The sequence below is a fragment of the Agromyces sp. S2-1-8 genome (assembly GCF_021129215.1).
GTDB lineage: Bacteria > Actinomycetota > Actinomycetes > Actinomycetales > Microbacteriaceae > Agromyces > Agromyces chromiiresistens.
Map to the genome: position 1 here is coordinate 3,223,941 of NZ_JAJOLP010000001.1, position 22,770 is coordinate 3,246,710.

At 71.3% G+C, this 22,770-nt stretch carries 20 protein-coding genes; 10 read left to right on the top strand and 10 right to left on the bottom strand.

Annotated elements, in window-relative coordinates; genetic code table 11:
• Positions 1 to 57: 57 nt before the first annotated feature.
• The 3 genes from LR269_RS14820 to LR269_RS14830 are packed head-to-tail and all read left to right on the top strand — an operon-like array spanning position 58 to position 2,650.
• On the top strand, positions 58 to 921 hold the full coding sequence (locus tag LR269_RS14820; protein ID WP_231431524.1) for an ABC transporter substrate-binding protein: 864 nt from the start codon (positions 58 to 60) through the stop codon (positions 919 to 921).
• 53 nt (positions 922 to 974) lie between these two features.
• Complete coding sequence (locus LR269_RS14825) at positions 975 to 1,877, top strand: amino acid ABC transporter permease (protein ID WP_374201134.1); 903 nt, start codon at positions 975 to 977, stop codon at positions 1,875 to 1,877.
• On the top strand, positions 1,874 to 2,650 hold the full coding sequence (locus LR269_RS14830; RefSeq protein ID WP_231431525.1) for an amino acid ABC transporter ATP-binding protein: 777 nt from the start codon (positions 1,874 to 1,876) through the stop codon (positions 2,648 to 2,650). The genes LR269_RS14825 and LR269_RS14830 overlap by 4 nt, the downstream gene beginning before the upstream one ends.
• Positions 2,651 to 2,709: 59 nt before the next feature.
• Here LR269_RS14830 and LR269_RS14835 read toward each other — a convergent pair whose 3' ends face one another.
• On the bottom strand, positions 2,710 to 3,558 hold the full coding sequence (locus LR269_RS14835; protein WP_231431526.1) for an ADP/ATP-dependent (S)-NAD(P)H-hydrate dehydratase: 849 nt from the start codon (positions 3,556 to 3,558) through the stop codon (positions 2,710 to 2,712).
• A gap of 24 nt (positions 3,559 to 3,582) precedes the next feature.
• Here LR269_RS14835 and LR269_RS14840 point away from each other — a divergent pair, with 24 nt between their 5' ends.
• Both LR269_RS14840 and LR269_RS14845 read left to right on the top strand, forming a co-directional pair.
• Positions 3,583 to 4,233, top strand: a complete 651-nt coding sequence (locus LR269_RS14840) for an HAD family phosphatase (protein WP_231431527.1) — start codon at positions 3,583 to 3,585, stop codon at positions 4,231 to 4,233.
• Between the two features lie 11 nt (positions 4,234 to 4,244).
• A complete protein-coding gene (locus LR269_RS14845) occupies positions 4,245 to 5,339 on the top strand; it encodes an NADH:flavin oxidoreductase/NADH oxidase (protein WP_231432366.1) in 1,095 nt (364 codons plus the stop codon).
• Positions 5,340 to 5,348: 9 nt separating this feature from the next.
• On the opposite strand, the gene LR269_RS14850 is transcribed toward LR269_RS14845, so the two are convergent.
• From LR269_RS14850 to LR269_RS14865, 4 genes are all read right to left on the bottom strand, one after another.
• Positions 5,349 to 5,777: a VOC family protein gene (locus LR269_RS14850; protein ID WP_231431528.1), complete on the bottom strand. Its 429-nt coding sequence runs from the start codon at positions 5,775 to 5,777 to the stop codon at positions 5,349 to 5,351.
• Between the two features lie 93 nt (positions 5,778 to 5,870).
• The gene (locus tag LR269_RS14855) at positions 5,871 to 6,908 is read right to left on the bottom strand and encodes a hemolysin family protein (protein ID WP_231431529.1); all 1,038 of its coding nucleotides are present in this window, start codon (positions 6,906 to 6,908) and stop codon (positions 5,871 to 5,873) included.
• Positions 6,905 to 8,236: a hemolysin family protein gene (locus LR269_RS14860; protein WP_231431530.1), complete on the bottom strand. Its 1,332-nt coding sequence runs from the start codon at positions 8,234 to 8,236 to the stop codon at positions 6,905 to 6,907. The genes LR269_RS14855 and LR269_RS14860 overlap by 4 nt, the downstream gene beginning before the upstream one ends.
• A 139-nt stretch (positions 8,237 to 8,375) precedes the next feature.
• Complete coding sequence (locus LR269_RS14865; RefSeq protein WP_231431531.1) at positions 8,376 to 9,815, bottom strand: GuaB1 family IMP dehydrogenase-related protein; 1,440 nt, start codon at positions 9,813 to 9,815, stop codon at positions 8,376 to 8,378.
• 144 nt (positions 9,816 to 9,959) lie between these two features.
• Between LR269_RS14865 and LR269_RS14870 the strand changes: the two genes are divergently transcribed.
• A complete protein-coding gene (locus tag LR269_RS14870) occupies positions 9,960 to 13,736 on the top strand; it encodes a multifunctional oxoglutarate decarboxylase/oxoglutarate dehydrogenase thiamine pyrophosphate-binding subunit/dihydrolipoyllysine-residue succinyltransferase subunit (protein WP_231431532.1) in 3,777 nt (1,258 codons plus the stop codon).
• A 72-nt stretch (positions 13,737 to 13,808) separates the two neighbouring features.
• On the opposite strand, the gene LR269_RS14875 is transcribed toward LR269_RS14870, so the two are convergent.
• From LR269_RS14875 to LR269_RS14885, 3 genes are read right to left on the bottom strand one after another with little or no spacing between them, the layout of a single operon-like run.
• Entirely contained in the window at positions 13,809 to 16,046 is a 2,238-nt protein-coding gene (locus LR269_RS14875; RefSeq protein ID WP_231431533.1) for an MMPL family transporter, read from the bottom strand.
• A gap of 58 nt (positions 16,047 to 16,104) precedes the next feature.
• The gene (locus LR269_RS14880) at positions 16,105 to 16,365 is read right to left on the bottom strand and encodes a zf-HC2 domain-containing protein (RefSeq protein WP_231431534.1); all 261 of its coding nucleotides are present in this window, start codon (positions 16,363 to 16,365) and stop codon (positions 16,105 to 16,107) included.
• Complete coding sequence (locus LR269_RS14885) at positions 16,362 to 17,081, bottom strand: sigma-70 family RNA polymerase sigma factor (protein ID WP_374201136.1); 720 nt, start codon at positions 17,079 to 17,081, stop codon at positions 16,362 to 16,364. Before LR269_RS14885 ends, LR269_RS14880 begins: the two co-directional genes overlap by 4 nt.
• Positions 17,082 to 17,132: 51 nt before the next feature.
• Between LR269_RS14885 and aroA the strand changes: the two genes are divergently transcribed.
• From aroA to bcp, 3 genes are all read left to right on the top strand, one after another.
• Entirely contained in the window at positions 17,133 to 18,503 is a 1,371-nt protein-coding gene (gene aroA / locus LR269_RS14890) for a 3-phosphoshikimate 1-carboxyvinyltransferase (RefSeq protein ID WP_231431535.1), read from the top strand.
• Positions 18,500 to 19,537 (top strand): ribosome small subunit-dependent GTPase A, encoded by a 1,038-nt coding sequence (rsgA, locus tag LR269_RS14895; protein ID WP_231431536.1) that lies wholly within the window; start codon positions 18,500 to 18,502, stop codon positions 19,535 to 19,537. Before aroA ends, rsgA begins: the two co-directional genes overlap by 4 nt.
• Before the next feature lie 68 nt (positions 19,538 to 19,605).
• Positions 19,606 to 20,082, top strand: coding sequence for a thioredoxin-dependent thiol peroxidase (gene bcp, locus LR269_RS14900; protein WP_231431537.1), 477 nt, complete (start codon positions 19,606 to 19,608; stop codon positions 20,080 to 20,082).
• Positions 20,083 to 20,177: 95 nt separating this feature from the next.
• On the opposite strand, the gene LR269_RS14905 is transcribed toward bcp, so the two are convergent.
• Positions 20,178 to 20,669 (bottom strand): hypothetical protein, encoded by a 492-nt coding sequence (locus LR269_RS14905; RefSeq protein ID WP_231431538.1) that lies wholly within the window; start codon positions 20,667 to 20,669, stop codon positions 20,178 to 20,180.
• Positions 20,670 to 20,866: 197 nt separating this feature from the next.
• Here LR269_RS14905 and LR269_RS14910 point away from each other — a divergent pair, with 197 nt between their 5' ends.
• On the top strand, positions 20,867 to 21,115 hold the full coding sequence (locus LR269_RS14910) for a WhiB family transcriptional regulator (RefSeq protein WP_055859573.1): 249 nt from the start codon (positions 20,867 to 20,869) through the stop codon (positions 21,113 to 21,115).
• A 157-nt stretch (positions 21,116 to 21,272) separates the two neighbouring features.
• On the opposite strand, the gene LR269_RS14915 is transcribed toward LR269_RS14910, so the two are convergent.
• Positions 21,273 to 22,766, bottom strand: a complete 1,494-nt coding sequence (locus LR269_RS14915) for a sensor histidine kinase (protein WP_231431539.1) — start codon at positions 22,764 to 22,766, stop codon at positions 21,273 to 21,275.
• Positions 22,767 to 22,770 lie beyond the last annotated feature (4 nt).

Below are 22,770 nucleotides of genomic sequence, written 5' to 3' on the forward strand. Positions count from 1 at the left end.
GGCGTAGTGTCGGCGACATCCGCGATGCTGGATGCCACGACCACCCCGGAGGCCCCCATGACCCGACGCACCTCGTCCCGGCGCCCGTTCGCACGCTCGATCGCAGCCCTGGTCGGCGCCGGCGCTGCTGCGTTCGTCCTCGTCGCCTGCGCGTCGACGGGCGCCGGCGACGACGGCACCGCCGACGACGGGCACGTCACCCCCGGCAAGCTGACGGTCGGCACCGGCGAACCGGCCTACTTCCCCTGGGTGCTCGACGACGCCCCCGAGAGCGGCAAGGGCTTCGAAGCTGCGGTCGCCTACGCCGTCGCCGACGAGCTCGGCTATGCCCGAGACGACGTCGTCTGGGTGCGCACGACCTTCGACCAGGCCATCGCGCCCGGCCCGAAGGACTTCGATCTCAACCTGCAGCAGTTCTCGATCACCGACGAGCGGGCCGAGAGCGTCGACTTCTCGTCGCCGTACTACGAGACGACCCAGGTCGTCATCACGGTCGAGGGCTCGCCCGCGTCGGGCGCGTCGTCGATCGCCGACCTCAAGCCGCTGCTCATCGGCGCGCAGACCGGCACCACGAGCTTCGACGCGATCGAGCAGGTCATCCAGCCGGCCGCCGGCGCGATGGTGTTCAACACCAACGACGACGCGAAGCTGGCGCTGCAGAGCGGCACCGTCGACGCGATCGTGGTCGACCTTCCCACCGCGTTCTACCTCACGGGGGCCGAGCTCGACGGCGGTGAGATCATCGGACAGCTGCCCGAGACCTCCGAGGGCGGCGACGAGTTCGGCATCGTGCTCGCGAAGGACTCCCCGCTCACCGCCGACGTGACGGCCGCGGTCGACGCGCTCCGCGCCGACGGCACGCTCGACGACCTCGCGGCCGAGTGGCTCGGCGGCGACGACACGGCACCGGTCCTCGAGTGAGCACGGCAGCGTGACGCGCCGCCCGGCGCGCACGGGCCGATAGCGTTGCTGTCGTGATCACCACCCCCTCCTCCGGCGACGGCGCGACCGGCGCGCCCTCCGGTACCGCCGCGGCATGGCAGCCGAGCGCGCTCGAGCTCGAGCGACGCGGGTACCGGCGCCGCCAGACGCGTCGTTCGGTGCTCATCAGCGCGCTCTCGACCGTCGTGTTCGCGGTGCTGATCGCCTGGGCGCTCATCGGCTCGCCCGGCTGGGCCGCCGTGCAGCACGCCTTCTTCGACCCCGAGGTCGCCCTCGCCTCGCTGCCGCGCATCCTCCAGGGGCTGTGGCTCAACATCCAGGTGCTCGTCGCGGCATCGATCGGCGTCATCGTCTTCGCACTGCTGCTCGCGAGCCTGCGCACCCTCCGCGAGCCGGTGTTCTTCCCGCTCCGGGCGCTCGCAGCCGGATACACCGACCTGTTCCGCGGGGTGCCGCTCATCATCGTGCTCTACCTCGTGGGCTTCGGCGTGCCGGGGCTCGACTTCTTCCCGCGCGTGCCGGTCGCGGTCTGGGGCACGATCGCGCTGATCCTCACCTACTCGGCGTACGTCTCGGAGGTGTTCCGGGCGGGCATCGAGGCCGTGCACCCCTCGCAGCGCCTCGCCGCCCGCGCCCTCGGGCTCAGCCACGGCCAGACCATGCGCCGGGTCGTGCTGCCCCAGGCCCTGCGCAAGGTGACCCCGGCGCTCATGAACGACTTCGTCGCCATGCAGAAGGACGTGGGGCTCATCTCCGTGCTCGGCGCCGTCGATGCCGTTCGCGCGGCGCAGATCGAGCAGGCGCACTACTTCAACTACACGCCGTACGTCGTGGCCGGCCTGCTCTTCGTGCTGCTCGCGTGGCCGATGATCCGGCTCACCGACTGGGTGACCGCCCGCATGCGCTCCCGCGAGCAGATCGGCAGCATCGTATGAGCGGCGGCGACCCCACGATCGTCGCCACCGACGCGACCGGCACCGTGCTGAGCCTCCGCGGCGTCCGCCGCGCCTTCGGCGAGAAGGTGGTGCTCGACGGCATCGACCTCGACGTCGCCGCGCACGAGGTCGTCGCCCTGGTGGGCGCGAGCGGCTCGGGCAAGTCGACGCTGCTCCGCACGGTCAACCTCCTCGAACCCATCGACGACGGCGTGATCCGGCTCCGCGGCGACGACGTGAGCGATCCGCGGGTCGACGCCGACGCCGTGCGGGCCCGCATCGGCGTCGTGTTCCAGCACTACAACCTGTTCCCGCACCTCAGCGTGCTCGACAACGTCGCGCTCGCCTCGCGACTGGTGCACCGGATGCCTCGCCGCGACGCCGAACGGCGCGCGCTCGAGCTGCTCGCCTCCATCGGCCTCGCCGAGCACGCCCGCGCGTTCCCCGACCGGCTCTCGGGCGGCCAGCAGCAGCGCGCCGCGATCGTGCGCGCGATCGCGACCGAACCCGAGCTGCTGCTCCTCGACGAGATCACGAGCGCGCTCGACCCCGAGCTCGTCGGCGAGGTCCTCGCGCTCGTGCGCTCGCTCGCCGAGGGCGGCACGACGATCGTGATGGCGACGCACGAGATGGCCTTCGCCCGCGAGGTGGCCGATCGCGTCGTGTTCCTCGACGGCGGTCGCATCATCGAGGCCGCGCCGCCCGCCGAGTTCTTCGGAGCGCCGCGCGAGGCCCGTACGCGTGAGTTCCTCGCGCGCTACCTCACCAGCTGACCGGGTTCACGCGAGCCGTGCCTCCCCGCGCGGGGGCCCAAGCGGTTCGCCGCCCCGATTCAGCTCGCGATCAGCTCACCCACGACGGTCGGGACGACCGCGGCGATGTCGAGCGCGGCGACCGGGCCCCCCGCGACGGCCTCGCTCGCACGTCGCGCCGCTTCGCCGTGGATCCAGGCCGCGGTCGCCGCGAGGTTCGTGATGACGCCCGCGTCGACGGCGAGCTCGGCGTGGTGCGTCGCAACGAGGGCGCCGAGCACCCCGCCGAGCACGTCGCCGGTCCCCGCGGAGGCGAGCCAGTGCGTCGGCGCCGTCACCGCGATGCGGGAACCCGCCGGGTCGGCGATGCGCGTGACCGCGCCCTTCAGCAGCACGGCGACCCCGAGTTCGTGCGCGGCGCGTTCGGCCCACCCGCCCGGGTCGGCGCGCACCGCCTCGACCGTCGTGTCGACCTCGCGCGAGGTGAGCAGGGTCGCGAGTTCACGCGCGTGGGGCGTGATGACCGTGGGTGCCGTGTGCGTCCCGACGAGGTCGAGCGCACCCGCGTCGAGCACGACGGGCAACCGCGACGCCAGCGCGTGCTGCAGGTCGCCCTGCAGCACGAACGAACGCCGCCCCGGATCGATGCCCGAGCCGATCAGCCACGCCTGCACGCGGCCGGCGACCGTCACGGTCTCGGGCCTGCGCAGCAGCACCGCGGCACGCACGCCCCTCGGCCCGGTGTAGCGCACCATGCCGACGCCGGCCCGAGTGGCCGCCTCGACACCGAGGACCGCGGCCCCCGGGTAGTCGCTCGATCCCGTGATCACGCCGAGCACCCCGCGGGAGTACTTGTCGTCGTCGATGCCGGGTGCCCGCACCCAGCGGGCCGCGTCGGCGGCCGTCCAGTCCTGCCACTCGGTGCCCATGCTCCAACGATAGGTTGGAGGGTGATGTCTCCGACAGCCCTCGCCCCGATCAGCCTGTCCCCTCGAGTCGTCGTGTTCGACTACGGCGAGGTCATCTCGCGCGAGCCGAGCGGAGCCGACCGTGGGGCCCTCCTGGCCCGGGCGGGCGTCGAACCGGGTTCGGGCACCGCGACCGGCGCGTTCTGGTCGGCGTACTGGGCGCACCGCGACGGCCTCGACCGCGGCACGACCTCGATCGCCGACTACTGGCGGGCCGTCGCCCTCGACCTCGGTGTCGAGTGGAGCGAGATCGACGTGCACGAGCTGTGGGCGATCGACCACCGCGGGTGGCTCTCGGTCGACCCGGGAACGCTCGCGGTCGTGCACGCCCTCGCTGCCGGCGGCACCCGGCTCGCCCTGCTGTCGAACGCGGGCGCCGACTACGCGGGATGGCTTCGCCACGGCTCGTTCGCGCCGCTGTTCGAGCGCGTGTTCGTGAGCGGCGAGCTGCGCCTCGTGAAACCCGACGCCGAGATCTACGAGCACGTCATCGACGAGCTCGGCATCCAGGCATCCGACCTGCTCTTCGTCGACAACAAGTCGGAGAACGTCGAGGGCGCCCGAGCTGTGGGCGGCGACGGCCACGTCTTCACGGATGCCTCGGGGCTCGAGCGCTGGCTCCGGAGCCTCGCGTGAGCGAGGGCGACCTGCCCGCGCTCTTCCGGCCCATCACGATCCGCGGGCTCGAGATCCGCAACCGGGTGTGGGTGCCGCCGCTCTGCCAGTACTCGGTCACGGGCCGCGACGGCGCGCCCGGCGACTGGCATCTCGTGCACCTCGGCGCGATGGCGGCCGGCGGCGCCGGGCTCGTCATGGCCGAGGCCACGGCGGTGAGTCCCGAGGGACGGATCTCCGATCACGACACGGGCATCTGGGGCGACGAGCACGTCGAGGCCTGGGCGCGCATCACCCGGTTCATCCGGTCGCAGGGCGCGGCTGCGGGTCTGCAGCTCGCGCACGCGGGCCGCAAGGCCTCGGTCTGGCCCGAGCCCATGCGCCGCCGGGGCTCGCAGCCGCTCGACGAGGGCGGCTGGACGACGGTGTCGGCATCGGCGATCGCCTTCGACGGGCTGCGCGAGCCGGTCGCCCTCGACGCGGCCGGCATCGCGGGCGTCGTCGACGACTTCCGTCGAGCCGCCGCGCGCGCCGTTCGCGCGGGCTTCGACCTCGTCGAGGTGCACGCCGCCCACGGCTACCTCGTGCACCAGTTCCTCTCGCCCCTGTCGAACGGGCGCACCGACGAGTGGGGCGGAACCCTCGAGAACCGCGCCCGACTGTTGCTCGAGGTCGTGCGCGCGGTCCGCGCCGAGATCGGCGAGGCGATGCCGCTCTTCGTGCGATTCTCGGCAACCGACTGGACCCCGGGCGGCTGGGACGAGGCGCAGACCGCACAGGTCGCCCGCTGGGCCGAGGAGGCCGGCGCCGACTTCTTCGACGTCTCGACCGGCGGTCTCGTCGCCTCGGCCGACATCCCCGTCGGCCCCGGGTACCAGGCCCGGTTCGCCGAGTACGTCGGCGAACGATCGGATGCCCCGGTGTCGGCCGTCGGCCGCATCACGAACGCCGCGCAGGCCGAGGCGCTCGTGGCGGAGGGCCGCGCCGACGCGGTGATGCTCGGCAAGGCCATGATGCGCGACCCGCATTTCGCGATGCGGGCCGCGCACGAACTCGGTGCGGGCACCTCGATGTGGCCGAGCCAGTACCTGCGGGCTCGGCCCGAGCTCAACGACGGCGAATGGTGACGGGCGCCATCACGCGCCGCGCGTCATCGCCTCCCGCAGTCGCGCCGCCGCCTCGCTCCGCTCCGGCGACATCTCGCCGAGGGCGAAGATGTTCCCCTCGCTGTCGCTGAACCAGGCGGCACGCTCGCCGTCGAGGTCGGCGACGCCGTCGACGGTCGTGAGCCCGGGAAGGTCGTAGTCGTGGAAGACGACCCCCAGCGTCCGCAGCGCCGTCATGTCGCGGTCGAGATCGTCGGTGAACAGGTTGAACGCGGTGTTCTGCGCGGTACCGGCGTAGTCGGTGCGGTAGACCATCACCACGACGCCGCCGATCTCGTAGAAGAGCGACTCGTCGTCCTCCATCAGCGGGTCGCGGCCCAGCACGTCGTGCCACCATTGCCGCGAACGGGCGATGTCCGCGGCGGGCAGCACCGCAGACGCCATGATCTTCTCGAACATGATCTTTCCTCGGGTTCCTCGGGCCGAGCCAAGTCTACGCCTCCGATCGCGATCGAGGAGGGGACGATGCGACGTGTCGAGACACCCGCGCCCCTATCCGCGCCGAGTCGCGTCCTGCACCTCGCCGACGAGCTCCTCGATGATGTCCTCGAGGAAGATCACCCCGCTGGTCGCGCCGTCCTCCTCGAAGGTGCGGGCGACGTGCGTGCCGAGGCGCCGCATCGTGGCGAGTGCGTCCTCGAGGTCGGTGCCGTCGAAGATCGACACGAGCCGGCGCACCCGCTTGGCCGGGATCGGATCGTCGAACTCGTCGTCGTCGAGGTCGATCACGTCTTTCAGGTGCACGTAGCCGTCGGGCTCGCCGTCGGCATCGAGGATCGGATACCGCGAGAACCCGCGGCGGGCGACCGCCCGCTCGACGTCGCCGGGCGTCGCCCCCGGCGGGAGACTCACGAGTGCCGACACCGGCACCGCGACGTCCTTCACGCGCTTCGCGGTGAACTCGAACGCCGCAGTGAGCGTGCCGCTCGCATCGTCGAGCACGCCCTCGCGGCGCGACTGGTCGACGATCGTCTGCACCTCCTCGAGCGTGAACGTCGAGTTGGCCTCGTTCTTCGGCTGGACGCCGAACAGCCGCAGCACCCCGTTCGCCGTCGCGTTGAGCGCGACGATGATCGGCTTGAAGATGCGCGCCAGGAACACGAGCGGCGGCGCGAGCAGGAGCACCGCCTTGTCGGGCACCGAGAAGGAGAGGTTCTTCGGCACCATCTCGCCGAACACGACGTGCAGGTACGAGACGAGCACGAGCGTCACCACGAACGCGACCGTCGCCACGACCTCCTCCGACCACCCGGTGAGGTGCAGCGGCACCTCGAGCAGGTGGTGGATCGCGGGCTCCGAGACGTTCAGGATGAGCAGCGAGCAGACCGTGATGCCGAGCTGGCTCATCGCGAGCATGAGCGTCGCGTGCTCCATGGCCCAGAGCGCCGTCTTGGCGCTGCGTCGCCCCCCGTCGGCGAGCGGCTCGATCTGCGAGCGGCGCGCCGAGATGACGGCGAACTCCGCGCCGACGAAGAAGGCGTTCGCGATGAGGAGCACCACGAGCCAGACGATTCCGATCCAGTCGCTCATCGACCCGCCTCCTCGTCGTCGCCGGGCTCGGCGGGCACGGGCTTCGGCACGAACCGCAACCGGTCGATGCGCCGGCCGTCGAGCCGTTGCACGACGAGCGTGCCCTCGTCGATCGTCACCTCGTCGCCGACGACGGGCAGCCGCCCGAGCGCCGACATCACGAATCCGGCGACGGTCTCGTAGTCGCCGTTCTCGGGCACGTGGATGCCGGTGCGCTCCTCGAGCTCGTCGGGACGCAGGATGCCCGGGAAGCTCACGACGTCGCCGCGGCGCACGATGCCCGCGCGTGTGCGGTCGTGCTCGTCGGCCACCTCGCCGACGAGCTCCTCCACGAGGTCCTCGAGTGTCGCGACGCCCGCGGTCCCGCCGTACTCGTCGACCACGACCGCCATCTGGAATCCGCGTCCGCGGAGCTCGCCGAGCAGCGCGTCGAGCTTGATCGTCTCGGGCACCCGCAGCGCGTCGGACTGGAGGGCCGAGGCCGGCACGTCGCTCCGCCGCTCGCGCGGCACCGCGACGGCCTGCTTGACGTGCACCACGCCGACGATGTCGTCGAGATTCTCGTCGTAGACGGGGAAGCGCGAGAACCCGGTCTGCCGGGCCAGCTCGAGCACGGCCTCGGCGGGCTCGAGGCGCTGCACGGCGGCGACCCTGGGCCTCGGCGTCATGACGTCGGATGCGTCGTGGTCGGCGAACCTCAACGTGCGACCGAGCAGCGTGGCGGTGTCCGCTTCGAGCAGCCCGGCGCTTGCGGAGCGCCGGACGAGCGACGACAGCTCCTCGGCCGAGCGCGCCCCCGAGAGCTCCTCCTTCGGCTCGATGCCGATCGCCCGGAGGAGCGCGTTCGCGCTGCCGTTGAGCAGGACCACGGCCGGCCGGAACACCCAGGTGAACGCCGCCTGGAACGGGATCACCAGCTTCGCAGTGGCGAGCGGGAGGGCGAGCGCGAAGTTCTTCGGGACGAGCTCGCCGAGCACCATCGACAGCAGCGTCGCGACCACGACCGCGGTGGTCGCCCCGACCGGCCGGACGAGTGCCTCGGGCAGCCCGGCCGCCGTGAGCGGACCTGCGAGCAGCGACGAGATCGCAGGCTCCATCGTGTAGCCGGTGAGCAGCGTCGTGAGGGTGATGCCGAGCTGTGCGCTCGACAGGTGGGTCGAGGTGATCTTCAGCGCGGCGATCGTCATGCCGAGCCGGCTCTCGCCGCGCTCGCGGCGAGCCTCGAGGTCGGCGCGATCGAGATTGACGAGTGCGAACTCGCTCGCAACGAACAAGCCCGTGCCGATCGTGAGGAGGAATCCGATGCCGAGGAGTATCCACTCAGACAACGCGACCTCCCCGAACGGTCACGGGCGAGGGTCTATGGCCGGGCGTAGTCGCAGAGGGAGGATCGTCCATTGTCGATCCAGTATATCGGCGACGACGCGGGTATCCCGGGCGAACCGCACCGAAGCGCGGCGCAGCGGCCTACCAGCTGACCGGCAGCGCCTTGCCCTCCTCGTAGCCGGCCGCCGACTGGATGCCGACGAGCGCGCGCTCGCGGAACTCGTCGAGCGTGCGGGCGCCGGCGTAGGTGAACGAGCTGCGCACGCCCGAGGTGATCATGTCGAGCAGGTCCTCGAGCGACGGGCGCAGGGGATCGAGGTAGATCGACGACGACGAGATCCCCTCGGCGAAGAGCTCCTTGCGGGCGAGGTCGTACGCGGAGAGCCGGTCGAACCGCTCGCGCACCGCCTTCGTCGACGCCATGCCCCAGCTCTCCTTGAACAGGCGACCCGACGTGTCGCGCCGGAGCGTGCCGGGCGCCTCGATCGTGCCGGCGAACCACGAGCCGATCATGACCGACGAGGCGCCCGCGGCGAGCGCGAGCGCCACGTCGCGCGGATAGCGCACGCCGCCGTCGGCCCAGACCCGCGCGCCGAGCTCGCGGGCCGCCTCGGCCGTCTCGAGCACCGCCGAGAACTGCGGGCGGCCGACGGCCGTCATCATGCGCGTCGTGCACATCGCGCCCGGTCCGACACCGACCTTCAGCACGTCGGCGCCCGCCTCGACGAGGTCGGCGACCGCGCCCTCGGTGACGATGTTGCCCGCGACGATCGGCAGCCCCAGGTCGAGATCGCGCACGATCGACACCGCGCGCACCATGCCCTCCTGGTGCCCGTGCGCGGTGTCGACGACGAGCATGTCGACCCCGGCCGCGGCGAGCGCCGTCGCCTTCGCCGCGACGTCGCCGTTGATGCCGACCGCGGCGGCGACCCGGAGCCGACCGTCGGCATCGACGTTCGGCGAGTAGATCGTTCCGCGCAGGGCGCTGCGCCGGCTCAGCGTGCCGACCACCCGGCCGTGCTGCAGCACGGGGGCGAACTCGAGGTCGGCATCGACCATGAGATCGAACGCGCGACGCGGGGTGTCGACGTCCTCGGCGTCGAGCGACGGGATGCCGCCGTGCACGAGGTCGCCGAGCCGGGCGTCGGGAAGCGCGCTCGCGAGACGCGTGGCCACGAGGCATCCCGCATAATCGCCCCTCTCGTCGTGCAGCACGATGCCGTGGCCGTCGACGGGCGGAATCGCCTCGAGCGCCTCCGCGACCGTCGTGCCCGGCGCGAACGAGTGCGGCGTGTCGAACGCCGGCGACTGCGCCTTCACCCATCGGATCGACTCCGCCAGGTCTTGCAGGTGGAGGTCCTGCGGGAGGACCCCGATGCCGCCGCGGCGGGCGAGCGTCGCGGCGAGGCGGGGCCCAGTGATGGAGTTCATGTTGGCCGACACGATCGGCACCGATGCACCGGAACCGTCGTCGGGTGCGAGCGAGACGTCGAGCCGGCTCGTGACCCCCGAGCGGCTCGGAACGAGGAACACGTCGGAGTAGGTGAGGTCGTGCGTCGGCGCGGTTCGGTAGAACTCCATGCCCCCAGCGTAGGCGGCGCGCGACGACGTGCGCCGGGCGCCGCGCGCGGGGTTTAGGCTTGTGTGGGTGATCGGCCACGTTCGCGTGCGCGGCCGGGTCGATCTCCGCAAACCAGCATCAACGGAGAGAGTGGGCGAGAGGCTGTGTCGAGCCAATTGACCGGGGCGGGAGCCGACGAGACGGCGTCGGGCGAATACGGGGCCAATGAGTGGCTCGTCGACGAGATGTACGAGAAGTACCTCGCCGATCCCGAATCGGTCGACAAGACCTGGTGGCCGGTGCTCGAGCAGTACCACCGCGTGCAGACCGACGGCGGTGCCGCGTCGAACGGCGTCGGAGCCGAAGCGCCCGCGCCGGCCGGACCGGCCGCTTCCGCGCAGCCGGATGCGCCGACCCAGACGGGCGCCGAGCCGGCGGCCCCCGCCGCCGATGCCCCTGCGCAGCCCGCGCCGGCGACCGCGCCGATCCCCGTGATCGGCCAGACCCCCGCGGCACGGACCACCTCCGTCGCGCCGCGCACCCAGCCGGTTCCGGCCGACGTGCCCGTCACGAGCCCGCAGCCGGTCGTCGCCGAGGCCCCCGAGGAAGACCAGGTCGTCACCCTCAAGGGCATGCCGAAGGCCCTCGCCGCGAACATGGACGCGTCGCTCACCGTGCCGACCGCGACGAGCGTGCGCACCGTGCCGGCGAAGCTCATGATCGACAACCGCATCGTGATCAACAACCACCTGCGGCGCACCCGCGGCGGCAAGATCAGCTTCACCCACCTCATCGGCTGGGCGCTCATCCAGGCGCTCAAGGACTTCCCGAGCCAGAACGTCTACTACTCCGAGGTCGACGGCAAGCCGAGCCTCGTGAAGCCCGCGCACATCGGCCTCGGCATCGCGATCGACATCCCGAAGCCCGACGGCACCCGTGCGCTCCTCGTGCCCGCGATCAAGCGCGCCGAGACGATGACGTTCAACGAGTACTTGACCGCCTACGAAGACCTCGTCTCGCGGGCCCGCCAGAACAAGCTCAAGGCCGACGACTTCTCGGGCGCCACGATCTCGCTCACGAACCCCGGCGGCATCGGCACCGTGCACTCGGTGCCCCGCCTCATGAAGGGCCAGGGCTGCATCATCGGTGCGGGCGCCCTCGAGTACCCGGCCGAATTCCAGGGCGCGAGCGAGAAGACGCTCGCCAACCTCGCGATCGGCAAGACCATCACCCTCACGTCGACGTACGACCACCGGGTCATCCAGGGCGCCGGCTCGGGCGAGTTCCTGAAGAAGGTCCACGAGCTGCTGATCGGCCAGCGCGACTTCTACGAGGGCATCTTCGCCGCGCTCCGCCTCCCCTACGAGCCCATCCGATGGGCGCCCGACATCGCCGTCGACGTCGCGAGCGCGATCGACAAGACCGCCCGCGTGCAGGAGCTCATCAACTCGTTCCGCGTCCGCGGTCACATGATGGCCGATACCGACCCGCTCGAGTACGTGCAGCGCTCGCACCCCGACCTCGACATCGCGACCCACGGGCTCACCTTCTGGGACCTCGACCGCGAGTTCGTCACCGGCGGCTTCGGCGCCAAGCGCAAGGCGCTGCTGCGCGACATCCTCGGCGTCCTGCGCGACTCGTACTGCCGCACCATCGGCATCGAGTACATGCACATCCAGGACCCGGTGCAGCGCCAGTGGATCCAGAACGAGGTCGAGCGCCCGTACGAGAAGCCGACGCACGACGAGCAGATGCGCATCCTGCGCAAGCTCAACGAGGCCGAGGCGTTCGAGACCTTCCTGCAGACGAAGTACGTCGGCCAGAAGCGATTCAGCCTCGAGGGCGGCGAGTCCGTCATCGCCCTCCTCGACGAGATCCTCCAGGGTGCCGCGAAAGAGGGCCTCGACGAGGTCGCCATCGGCATGGCCCACCGCGGGCGGCTCAACGTGCTCACCAACATCGCCGGCAAGACGTACGGCCAGGTGTTCCGCGAGTTCGAGGGCACGGCGTCGGCGCACGGCTCCGGCGACGTGAAGTACCACCTCGGCACCGAGGGCACCTTCACCGCCGACGACGGACACCAGGTGCCCGTCTCGCTCGCGGCGAACCCCTCGCACCTCGAGGCCGTCGACGGCGTGCTCGAGGGCATCGTGCGCGCGAAGCAGGACCGCAAGCCGATCGGCACCTTCTCGACCCTGCCGATCCTCGTGCACGGCGACGCCGCCATGGCCGGCCAGGGCGTCGTCGTCGAGACGATGCAGATGTCGCAGCTGCGCGGCTACCGCACCGGCGGCACCATCCACGTCAACATCAACAACCAGGTCGGCTTCACGACGGTGCCGGGCGACGCCCGCTCGTCGATCTACTCGACCGACGTCGCCAAGACCATCCAGGCGCCCATCTTCCACGTGAACGGCGACGACCCCGAGGCCGTCGTGCGGGTGGCCGAGCTCGCGTTCCGATACCGCCAGGAGTTCAAGCGCGATGTCGTCATCGACCTCGTCTGCTACCGCCGCCGCGGCCACAACGAGGGCGACGACCCCTCGATGACGCAGCCGCTCATGTACAACCTGATCGAGGCCAAGCGCAGCGTCCGCAAGCTCTACACCGAGGCGCTCGTCGGTCGCGGCGACATCACCGAGGCCGAGTACGAAGAGGCGCACCGCGACTTCCAGGACCGGATGGAGCGCGCCTTCGCCGAGACGCACGCGGTGCAGACGGGCGCGATCGACGTGGTCGGCGCGACCGCGCAGGTGCACCCGCCCGAGCCCGCCACCGGCGAGCTCGAGACCACCGGCGTCTCGCTCGAGGTCGTGCACGCCATCGGCGACGCCTTCAACAACAAGCCCGCCGGATTCACGGTGCACCCGAAGATCCAGCAGCTGCTGCAGAAGCGCCACGACATGAGCCGCAACGGCAACATCGACTGGGGCTTCGGCGAGCTGCTCGCGCTCGGATCACTGCTCGTCGAGGGCACGCCGGTGCGCTTCGCCGGCCAGGACGCCCGCCGCGGCACGTTCGTGCAGCGCCATGCGGTGCTCCACGACCGCGTGAACGGCCAGGAGTGGCTGCCGCTGCAGAACCTCGCCGAGAACCAGGCCCGCTTCTGGATCTACGACTCGCTCCTCAGCGAGTACGCGGCCATGGGCTTCGAGTACGGCTACTCGGTCGAGCGGGCCGACGCGCTCGTCCTGTGGGAGGCGCAGTTCGGCGACTTCGCGAACGGCGCGCAGACCATCATCGACGAGTTCATCTCCTCGGCCGAGCAGAAGTGGGGCCAGCGCTCGAGCGTCGTGCTGCTGCTCCCCCACGGCTACGAGGGCCAGGGCCCCGACCATTCGAGCGCCCGCATCGAGCGCTACCTGCAGCTCTGCGCCGAGAACAACATGACGGTCGCGCGCCCCTCGACGCCCGCATCGTACTTCCACCTGCTGCGCCGGCAGGCGTACGCCCGTCCGCGGAAGCCCCTCGTGGTCTTCACGCCCAAGGCGATGCTGCGCCTGCGCGGTGCGACGAGCCCGGTCGACGACTTCACGCAGGGCAAGTTCGAGCCGGTGATCGACGATGCGCGCATCACCGATCGCTCGAAGGTCAAGCGCGTCGTCTTCGTCTCGGGCAAGATCTACTACGACCTGATCGCCGAGCTCGACAAGCAGCAGAACACCGAGGTCGCCGTCGTCCGCGTCGAGCAGCTCTACCCGCTGCCGGCCGTCGAGCTGAAGGCCGTCGTCGACGCCTACCCCGACGCCGAACTCATGTGGGCGCAGGACGAGCCCGAGAACCAGGGCGCCTGGCCGTACTTCATCATCGAGACGAACAAGCTCGGGCCGCGCCCCGTCGAGGTCGTCGCCCGACAGCCCGCGGCGTCGCCCGCGACCGGGTCGGCCAAGCGCCACGCGGCCGAGCAGGCCGAGCTGGTGCGCCGGGCCACCACGCTCTAGCCGATCGGCCGGTACGACGAAGCGGGATGCCTCCACGGCATCCCGCTTCGTCGTATTCGCGTCGGATCGAGGTCAGAGCTCGCCGCGCGCGAGGCGACTCGGCCACCAGATCGCGCGACCGAGGTCGTAGGCGAGCGCCGGCACGAGCAGCGTGCGCACGAGGAACGTGTCGAGCAGCACGCCGAACGCGACGATGAACGAGATCTGCACGAGGAACAGGATCGGCAGTACCCCGAGCGCCGCGAAGGTCGCGGCGAGCACGAGCCCGGCCGAGGTGATCACGCCGCCCGTGAGCCGCAGCCCGCGGATGATGCCGGGCCGCGTGCCGAACCGCAGCGACTCCTCGCGCACGCGCGTCATCAGGAAGATGTTGTAGTCCACCCCGAGCGCGACGAGGAACACGAATCCGAAGAGCGGCACCGACGGGTCTGCGCCAGGGAAGTGGAAGACGTGCTCGAACACGAGCGCCGAGGCGCCGAGCGCGGCGGCGAACGACAGCACGACGCTGCCGATGAGGATGAGCGGCGCCACGATCGAGCGCAGCAGCAGCATGAGGATCACGAGGATCGCCGCGAGCACGAGCGGGATGACGAGCGTGCGATCGGCGATCGCCGCGTCGTTCGTGTCGAGCGCGACCGCCGTCTGGCCGCCGACGAGCACGTCGGTGCCGACCTCGTCGAGCGCGTCGCGCAACGAGGCGACGGTCGCCTCGGCCTCGAGCGAGTCCGAGGCGTCCGACAGGGTGGCCTGCACGAGGACGCGGCCGTCCACGACGGTGGGCGCCGGCGCGGGGGTTCCGGGCGGGCCGAACGCCTGCACGCCGTCCCCGGTGACGGGTGCCGAGCCCGACGGCGAATCGGTGGAGACCACCGACACCGAGTCGACGCCGGGGGTCGCGAGCGCCACGTCGGCCATCGCCTGCAGCTCGTCCTCCGGTCCGATGATGACCGCCGGGGTGCCAGACCCGGCCGGGAAGTGCTCACCGATCGTCGCCTGTCCGTCGCGCGCCTGCGATTCACCGAGCACGAACTCGCTCGACGGCACGCCGTCGGCGTCGAGCTGGGCGAGGCCGAGCGACATGCCGGCGAGCGCGAGCACGGACACGATCCAGACGGTGCGCGGCCGGCGGGAGACGAGGCGGCCGACACCGGCCCACAGGCCGCGGTCGGGCAGGTCGCGCTCGTCGGGGGCGGATGCACCGTGCACGACGCCCGCCGCGTGCTTCGCGTGTGCGAGGTCGGCGTCGGGATCGCCCGCGTGCGCGACCCTGCGCGGCCAGAACGCCGCACGGCCGGCCCAGAGGAGGAGAGCCGGCAGCAGGGTGAGGGCCGACAGCAGCGCGAACACGATTCCGATCGCGGCGATGGGGCCGAGCGCCTTGTTCGAGTTCAGCTCGCTCACGAGCAGGATGAGCAGCCCGACGATGACCGTGCCGCCGCTCGCCACGATCGGCTCCCACGATCCGCGCAGCGCCGCCCACGTGGCATCCCACTTGCGCTCGTACCGGGCGAGTGTCTCGCGATACCGCGCGATGTACAGCAGCGCATAGTCGGTCGCGGCGCCGATCACGAGGATGAAGAGGATGCCCTGCGTCTGCCCCGAGAGCACGATGACGTCGGCCTTCGCGAGCGAGACGACCGTGAGCACGGCCGCGCAGAGGGCCGACATGCTCGTGAACAGCACGATGAGCGGCAGGAGCGGCGAGCGGTAGACCACGATGAGGATGACGAAGACGGCGGCGAGCGCGACCGCGAGCAGCAGGCCGTCGATGCCGCTGAAGGCGCCCGCGATGTCGGCGCTGAAGCCGGCCGGCCCGGCGACGGCGACCGTCGCCCCCTCGATCGGCACGTCGTCGACGGCGGCGCGGAGCTCGCCGACGACGTCCGACGCGCGCTCGGCCCCGTCGCCCGACTCGATCGGCACGACGATCTCGACCGCCTCGCCGTCGTCTGAGGCGATCGCGGGCGATACCTCGTCATCGATGACGCCCGGCACGTCGGCGAACGCCGAGCGCAGGTCGTCGACGGCGGCGAGCTGCGCGTCGTCGAGGTCGGTGCCGTCGTCGGTCGCGACGACCACGATCGCCGGGATCGTCTCGGTGTCGCGGAACGCCTCCTGCAGGGCGTCGACCTCGGTCGCCTCGGCGGAGGACGGCAGGAACTGGCTCTGGTCGTTGACCGACAGCTTGCTCAGCGAGCCGAACGACGAGCCGCCGGCGCCGAACGCGGCGAACCAGACGAGGATGAGGACGACGGGGATGAGGACGCGCAGCCACGTGGGCACGCGACGACGGGCACGAGTTTCGATCACACCCCGACGCTACGGGCGACGAGACCCGTCGCACATCGAACGAACGGTTGAACCCGCGCTACTCGGCGACGGTCACCGTGTGGGTCGACTGGTACAAGCGGATCTTCGTCAGCACCTGCACCCGCAACTCGTCGGGCGCGCTCTCGCGGCACGCGCGCTGCACGACCTCGGTGATCGCGACGCCCACGCGCAGCTCCGCCTGGCAGTCGACGCAGTTCTCGACGTGCTCGCGGATGTCGACCGCGTCGGCGGCCTGCAGCTCGTTGTGCAGGAACTCCTCGAGCTCGGCCCGGGCCTTCTCGCAACCGCAGTCGGTCATTTCGTGCTCCTCGCAGGTTTCGGCGCCTTCTCGGCCGCGGCGAATCCCTGTTCGCGGGCGTAGTCGGCGAGGGACTCGCGCAGCAGCCGCCGGCCACGGTGCAGGCGGCTCATCACGGTCCCGATGGGGGTGTTCATCATGTCGGCGATCTCCTGGTACGAGAATCCCTCGACGTCGGCGAAGTAGACGGCCAGCCGGAAGTCCTCGGGCAGGGCCTGCAGCGCGTCCTTCACGGCACTGTCGGGCAGGTGGTCGATCGCCTCGGCCTCGGCCGAGCGGCTCGACCGCGCGGTCGTCGACTCGGCGCCGCCGAGCTGCCAGTCCTCGAGCTCGTCGATGGTGCCCTGGTAGGGCTCGCGCTGCTTCTTGCGGTAGCTGTTGATGAAGGTGTTGGTGAGGATGCGGTAGAGCCACGCCTTCAGGTTCGTGCCCTGCTTGAACTGCGCGAACGCCGCGTAGGCCTTGACGAAGGTCTCCTGCACCAGGTCCTGCGCGTCGGCCGGGTTCTTCGTCATGCGCAACGCAGCAGCGTAGAGCTGGTCGAGGAACGGCAGCGCCTGCTCTTCGAAGAGTTCGCCGAGCGGTCGGGCCTCTTCGGGGGCTTCCGAACCGCTGGGCGCCTGGTCGATCTCGTCGGCAGTCATCACGAGCAATCCTAGATCGTCGGCGACCGCCCTCGTCGGGCGCTCGAGCACGGCAAGCGACACGCGCACCATCTCCTTCCGCGTCGCGCTCCCCTGGCCCTGCGACGCTACTGTTGATAACCGATGCAGATTTCGAGGTATTCCGAACCCGAGTTCGACCCGTACGGCGACATGAAACAGACCGATGCGGATGCCTCGTGGCGCGCGCCGCGCGCGACCGCCCCGTTGACCGCGGCACTGGCGCTGCCCGGCTCGAAGTCGCTCACGAACCGCGAGCTCGTGCTCGCCGCCCTCGCCGACGGCCCGTCCACCCTGCGCGCCCCGCTCTGGTCGCGCGACAGCGAGCTCATGATCGAGGGCCTGCGCGCACTCGGCACGCGATTCGAGCGCGTTCCCGGGCACGGCGGCTTCGGCGACGACCTTCGGGTGACGCCCGCCGAGGAACTGGTCGGCTCGACGACGATCGACTGCGGCCTGGCGGGCACGGTCATGCGCTTCCTTCCGCCGGTCGCGGCGCTCGCGCTCGGCCCGACGACCTTCGACGGCGACGAGTACGCACGCAAGCGACCGATGTCGGGCGTGATCGAGGGACTCACGGGCCTCGGCGTCGATCTCGACGACGACCGTCGGGGCACCCTGCCGTTCACCGTGCACGGCACGGGCCGCGTCGCCGGGGGCTCCCTCGAGATCGACGCGTCGGCGTCCAGCCAGTTCGTCTCCGGTCTCCTGCTGTCCGCAGCGCGGTTCGACGACGGACTCGACCTGCGCCACGTCGGCGACCGCCTGCCGAGCATGCCGCACATCGAGATGACGATCGCGACCCTCGCGGCACGCGGCGTGGCGGTCGAAAGTCCCGAGACCGGCCGTTGGACCGTGGCCGCCGGTCCGATCCACGCCGTCGACGTCGACATCGAGCCCGACCTCTCGAACGCCGCCCCCTTCCTGGTCGCGGCGCTCGTGGCCGGCGGTTCCGTCACGATCACGGGCTGGCCGAGCGAGACCACGCAGGTCGGTGCGCAGCTGGCCGAGCTGCTCCCCCGCTTCGGGGCTCGCGTCGAGCGCGACGGCGACCGGCTCACCGTGCACGCACCGAAGGCCGCCGACGGCGCGGGTCGCGGCATCCGCGGCGTCGATCTCGACCTCTCGGAGGCCGGCGAGCTCGTGCCCAACCTCGTCGCCCTCGCCGCCTTCGCCGGCGAGCCGTCGACGTTCACGGGCATCGGCCACATCCGCCACCACGAGACCGACCGCCTCGCGGCCCTCGCGGCGGAGCTCAACGCCCTCGGCGGGCGCGTCACCGAGCTCGACGACGGACTGCGCGTCGAGCCGGCCGAGCTCCACGGCGGAGTCTGGCACGCCTACGCCGACCACCGCATGGCGACCGCCGGCGCGATCGTCGGGCTGGCCGTCGACGATGTCGTCGTCGACGACATCGGTTCGACGTCGAAGACGCTGCCCCAGTTCACCGAGCTCTGGGAGCAGCTGCTGGCATGACGTGGTGGAGCACCGACGATGACGACGACGAGCCCGAGTTCGACGAGTCCGACGTTCGCGTGCGCCCCAACCGCCGGGGCTCGCGCCCGCGCACCAAGGTGCGACCGGAGCACGCCGACGCGGTGACCGGCACCGTGCTCGGCGTCGACCGTGGGCGCTACACCGTGCTCGTCGACGACGGCGGCCCCGACGAGCACGAGCTGACGGCCGCCCGCGCATCGGAGCTCCGCCGCAAGTCGGTCGTCACGGGCGACCGGGTCGATCTCGTCGGCGATGTCTCGGGTTCCGAGGGCACGCTCGCTCGCATCGTGCGCGTGCAGGAGCGCACCACGCTGCTGCGCCGCAGCGCCGACGACACCGACGAGGTCGAGCGCGTGATCGTCGCGAACGCCGACCAGATGCTCATCGTGGTGGCCGCCGCCGACCCCGAGCCCCGTATCCGCCTCATCGACCGGTACCTCGTGGCCGCCTTCGACGCCGGCATCCGGCCGCTGCTCTGCATGACGAAGACCGACCTCGCCGATCCTGGTGCGTTCCTCGCGAACTTCGCGGGGCTCGACCTGCCCGTGTTCCGCTCGCGTGCCGACGCGATGCCGCTCGACGAGATCGCCGACGCGCTCGTCGGCCATCGCACGGTGTTCGTCGGCCACTCGGGCGTCGGCAAGTCGACCCTCGTGAACGCGCTCGTTCCGAGCGCGCACCGTGCGACGGGGCACGTGAACGTGGTGACCGGCCGCGGACGGCACACGTCGTCGTCGACGGTGTCGCTGCGCATCGAGCACGACGGTCGCACCGGCTGGGCGATCGACACCCCCGGAGTGCGCTCGTTCGGGCTCGGGCACGTCGATCCGGCGAACATCCTCGGCGCGTTCACCGACCTCGCGCGCATCGCGGAGCGCTGCCCGCGCGGCTGCACGCACCTGCCCGATGCGCCCGACTGCGCGATCGTCGAAGCCGTCGACGCCGGCGAGCTCGGCGACACGGGCCGTGCCCGCCTCGACTCGCTGCAGCGCCTGCTCGAGACCTTCGCCTGACCTGCTTCGGCGGTCGCTCGGCAGCGGCCGAGGCATCCGCACATCGAAGGCTGCCTACGATGGAAGGCATGACCGATGCACGACTTGGCCCTGGCGACCTCGCCCCCGACTTCACGCTCGACGACCAGCACGGCGACCCCGTCACGCTCTCGTCGCTGCGCGGGTCGAAGGTCGTCCTCTACTTCTACCCGGAGGCGATGACCCCCGGCTGCACGACCGAGGCGTGCGACTTCCGCGACAGCCTCAACTCCTTCAAGAGCGCCGGCATCCGGGTGATCGGCGTCTCGAAGGACGACGCCGCGAAGCTCGCCCGCTTCGCCGAGCGCGACCGCCTGAACTTCACCCTCCTCTCCGACCCCGACCTCGCGGTGCAGCAGCAGTACGGCGTGTGGGGCGAGAAGTCGCTCTACGGCAAGATCGTCGTCGGCTCGATCCGCTCGACCTTCATCATCGACGAGGACGGCCGCATCCAGCGCGCCATGTACAACGTGAAGGCGACGGGGCACGTGGCACGCGTGCGCCGCGAGCTCGGCCTCGACGGCTGAGTCCGTCGCCTGATCCGACAGGAGCCCGGTCGCGCGTGCGACCGGGCTCCCGTGTCTCCGGGCCGGACCCACCGCGTCGGCGGCCTCCCGCGGCCTCAGGCTCCGGGTGGCGCCTCCTCGACGGGGCGGTCCTCGGGGCGCGAGTAGGCGATGCGCACGGGCGTCCACAGCAAGAGCCCGATCACGGTCACGGCCGGCACGAGCAGCAGCCAGCCGACGTCGGGCCGCGCGAACAGGCCCTGGAACGCCCCCACGGCCACCGACAGCTGCAGGATCTGCCACACGATGGCCGCTGCACGCGACCACGGGGCCCGACGCAGCGACGCGACGGCGACCGCCCACACCCAGATCGCACCGATCGCGACGAGCACGATGAGCGCGATCGCCGTCGCCATCGACGACGGCTCGAGCGAGAAGAGGTCGACCACGAGCCAGCCCAGCAGGCCCGCGACGAGCAGGGCCTCGGCGAACAGCAGCGCGCTCACGACGACGAGCGCGGTGCGGGCCCCGCCGTCGGCAACGGCCGACGAGGATGCCGCGGACGGGACGCCGCCTGTCGCGTCGGGCCGGTCGTCGCGTCGATTCACAGGGTTATCCCATTCATGGCTATTGATTCGGACTCGGGGCTATGCGACCATTTACAAGGTCGAATTGATGCTCACAGGGTGGTGAGCCGATCAGTCATGATCCTACTTCCCGAGATTCGACTTTCCCCCTGCAGCAGCCCGAACGGGCACGTGCAATCACGCACGTCTGCGAACGAACACCCGCAAGGAGCATCTCCATGGATTGGCGCGACAAGGCCGCCTGCCTCACCGCAGACCCGGAACTCTTCTTCCCGGTCGGCAACACCGGCCCCGCCGTCGACCAGATCGAGAAGGCCAAGGCCGTCTGCGCCCGCTGCACCGTCACCGAGATCTGCCTGCAGTACGCCCTCGAGACCGGTCAGGACTCGGGCGTGTGGGGTGGCCTCTCCGAAGACGAGCGTCGCGCCCTCAAGCGCCGCGCCGCTCGCGCCCGCCGCGCGGGCTGAGACCCCGCGCGCTCCGCGCCGCCGAGCCGCGCGCACCCGGCGCACCATCGCTTCAGAGGCTCGGACGCCGGTCGGGCCGGTCTCCGCGAGCGCGTCCTGACCGGCGTGCGAGTGCCGCGACGGTACGACGGGCCTGTCGCCGCGTCGGTGCAGCCCGCTACGCCTGGGTGATCCAGCGCAGCGGCACGTCGATCGTCACCTCGGTGCCGCGGCCCACGACCGTGTGCCAGTCGATCGTGCCGCCGAGCTCGCCCTGGATGAGCGTGCGCACGATCTGCGTGCCGAGGCCTTCGCCGACCTTGCCCTCGGGCAGGCCGGCGCCCGTGTCGCGCACCTGCACGGTGAGCATCGTGTCGGAGCGGTTCGCGATGATCTCCACATCGCCCTCCTGCCCCGCGAGTCCGTGCTCGACCGCGTTCGTGACGAGCTCGGTGAGCGCGAGCGCGAGCGGCGTCGCGTACTCGCTCGGCAGCACGCCGAACGAGCCCTGCCGCTTGGGGTGCGCGGTCGTGTTGTGCGCCGACGCGACCTCGGCGACGAGCAGCAGCGCCCGGTCGAACACCTCGTCGAAGTCGACGTTCTGGCTGAGGCCGGTCGACAGCGTGTCGTGCACGACGGCGATCGCCCCGACGCGGCGCATCGCCTGCGTGAGCGCCTCGCGCGCCTCGTCGGAGTGCGTGCGACGCGCCTGGATGCGCAGCAGCGACGCGACCGTCTGCAGGTTGTTCTTGACGCGGTGGTGGATCTCGCGGATCGTCGCGTCCTTCGTGATGAGCTCCTGCTCCTGGTGGCGCAGTTCCGTGACGTCGCGCGTGAGCACGATCGCACCGATGCGCTCGCCGCGCCGGCGGATCGGGATCGCCCGGAGCGACACCGTCACCCCGCGGGACTCGACGTCGGTGCGCCAGGGTGCGCGGCCGGTGACCACGAGCGGCAGCGACTCGTCGACCACGAGCTTGCCGCCGAGGAGTCCGGTCGTCACCTCGGCGAGCGACTCGCCCTCGAGCTCGTCGTCGAAGCCCATGCGGTTGAACGCCGAGAGCGCATTCGGGCTCGCGAACGTCGTCACGCCGTCGACGTCGAGGCGGATCAGCCCATCGGACGCTCGCGGCGCGCCCCGTCGCGGGCCCGTGGGCGCCCCGAGGTCGGGGAAGTCGCCCGACGCGATCATCTGGAAGAGCTCTTCGGCGCACTCGTTGAACGTGAGCTCCTGCCGGCTCGGGGTGCGCGTCGCGCCGAGGTTGGTGTGCCGGGTGATGACCGCCACCGGCTCGGGGGCGATGGCGGTCCCCGTGTCGGTGAGGCGTCGCATGACGGGCACGGCCCGAACCCGGGTCGGCATCTCCTCGTACCAGTCGGGCGCTGAGGAGTCGGCGATCGTCGCGGTCGCGAACGCCGCCGTCACGAGGTCGCGCCATTGCGGCTTGATCTCCTGGCCGACGAAGTCGCGGTAGAAGAGCGTCGCCGCGCTCGACGGCCGCGAGTGCGCGACGGCGACGAAGTCGTCGTCGCCCGACGGCACCCAGAGCACGATGTCGGCGAAGGCGAGATCGGCGAGCAGCTGCAGGTCGCCGACGAGCATGTGCAGCCAGTCGACGTCGGCCTGACTGCTGCGGCCCTGGGCGAGGACGAGATCACTGAGGGTCGACACAGAC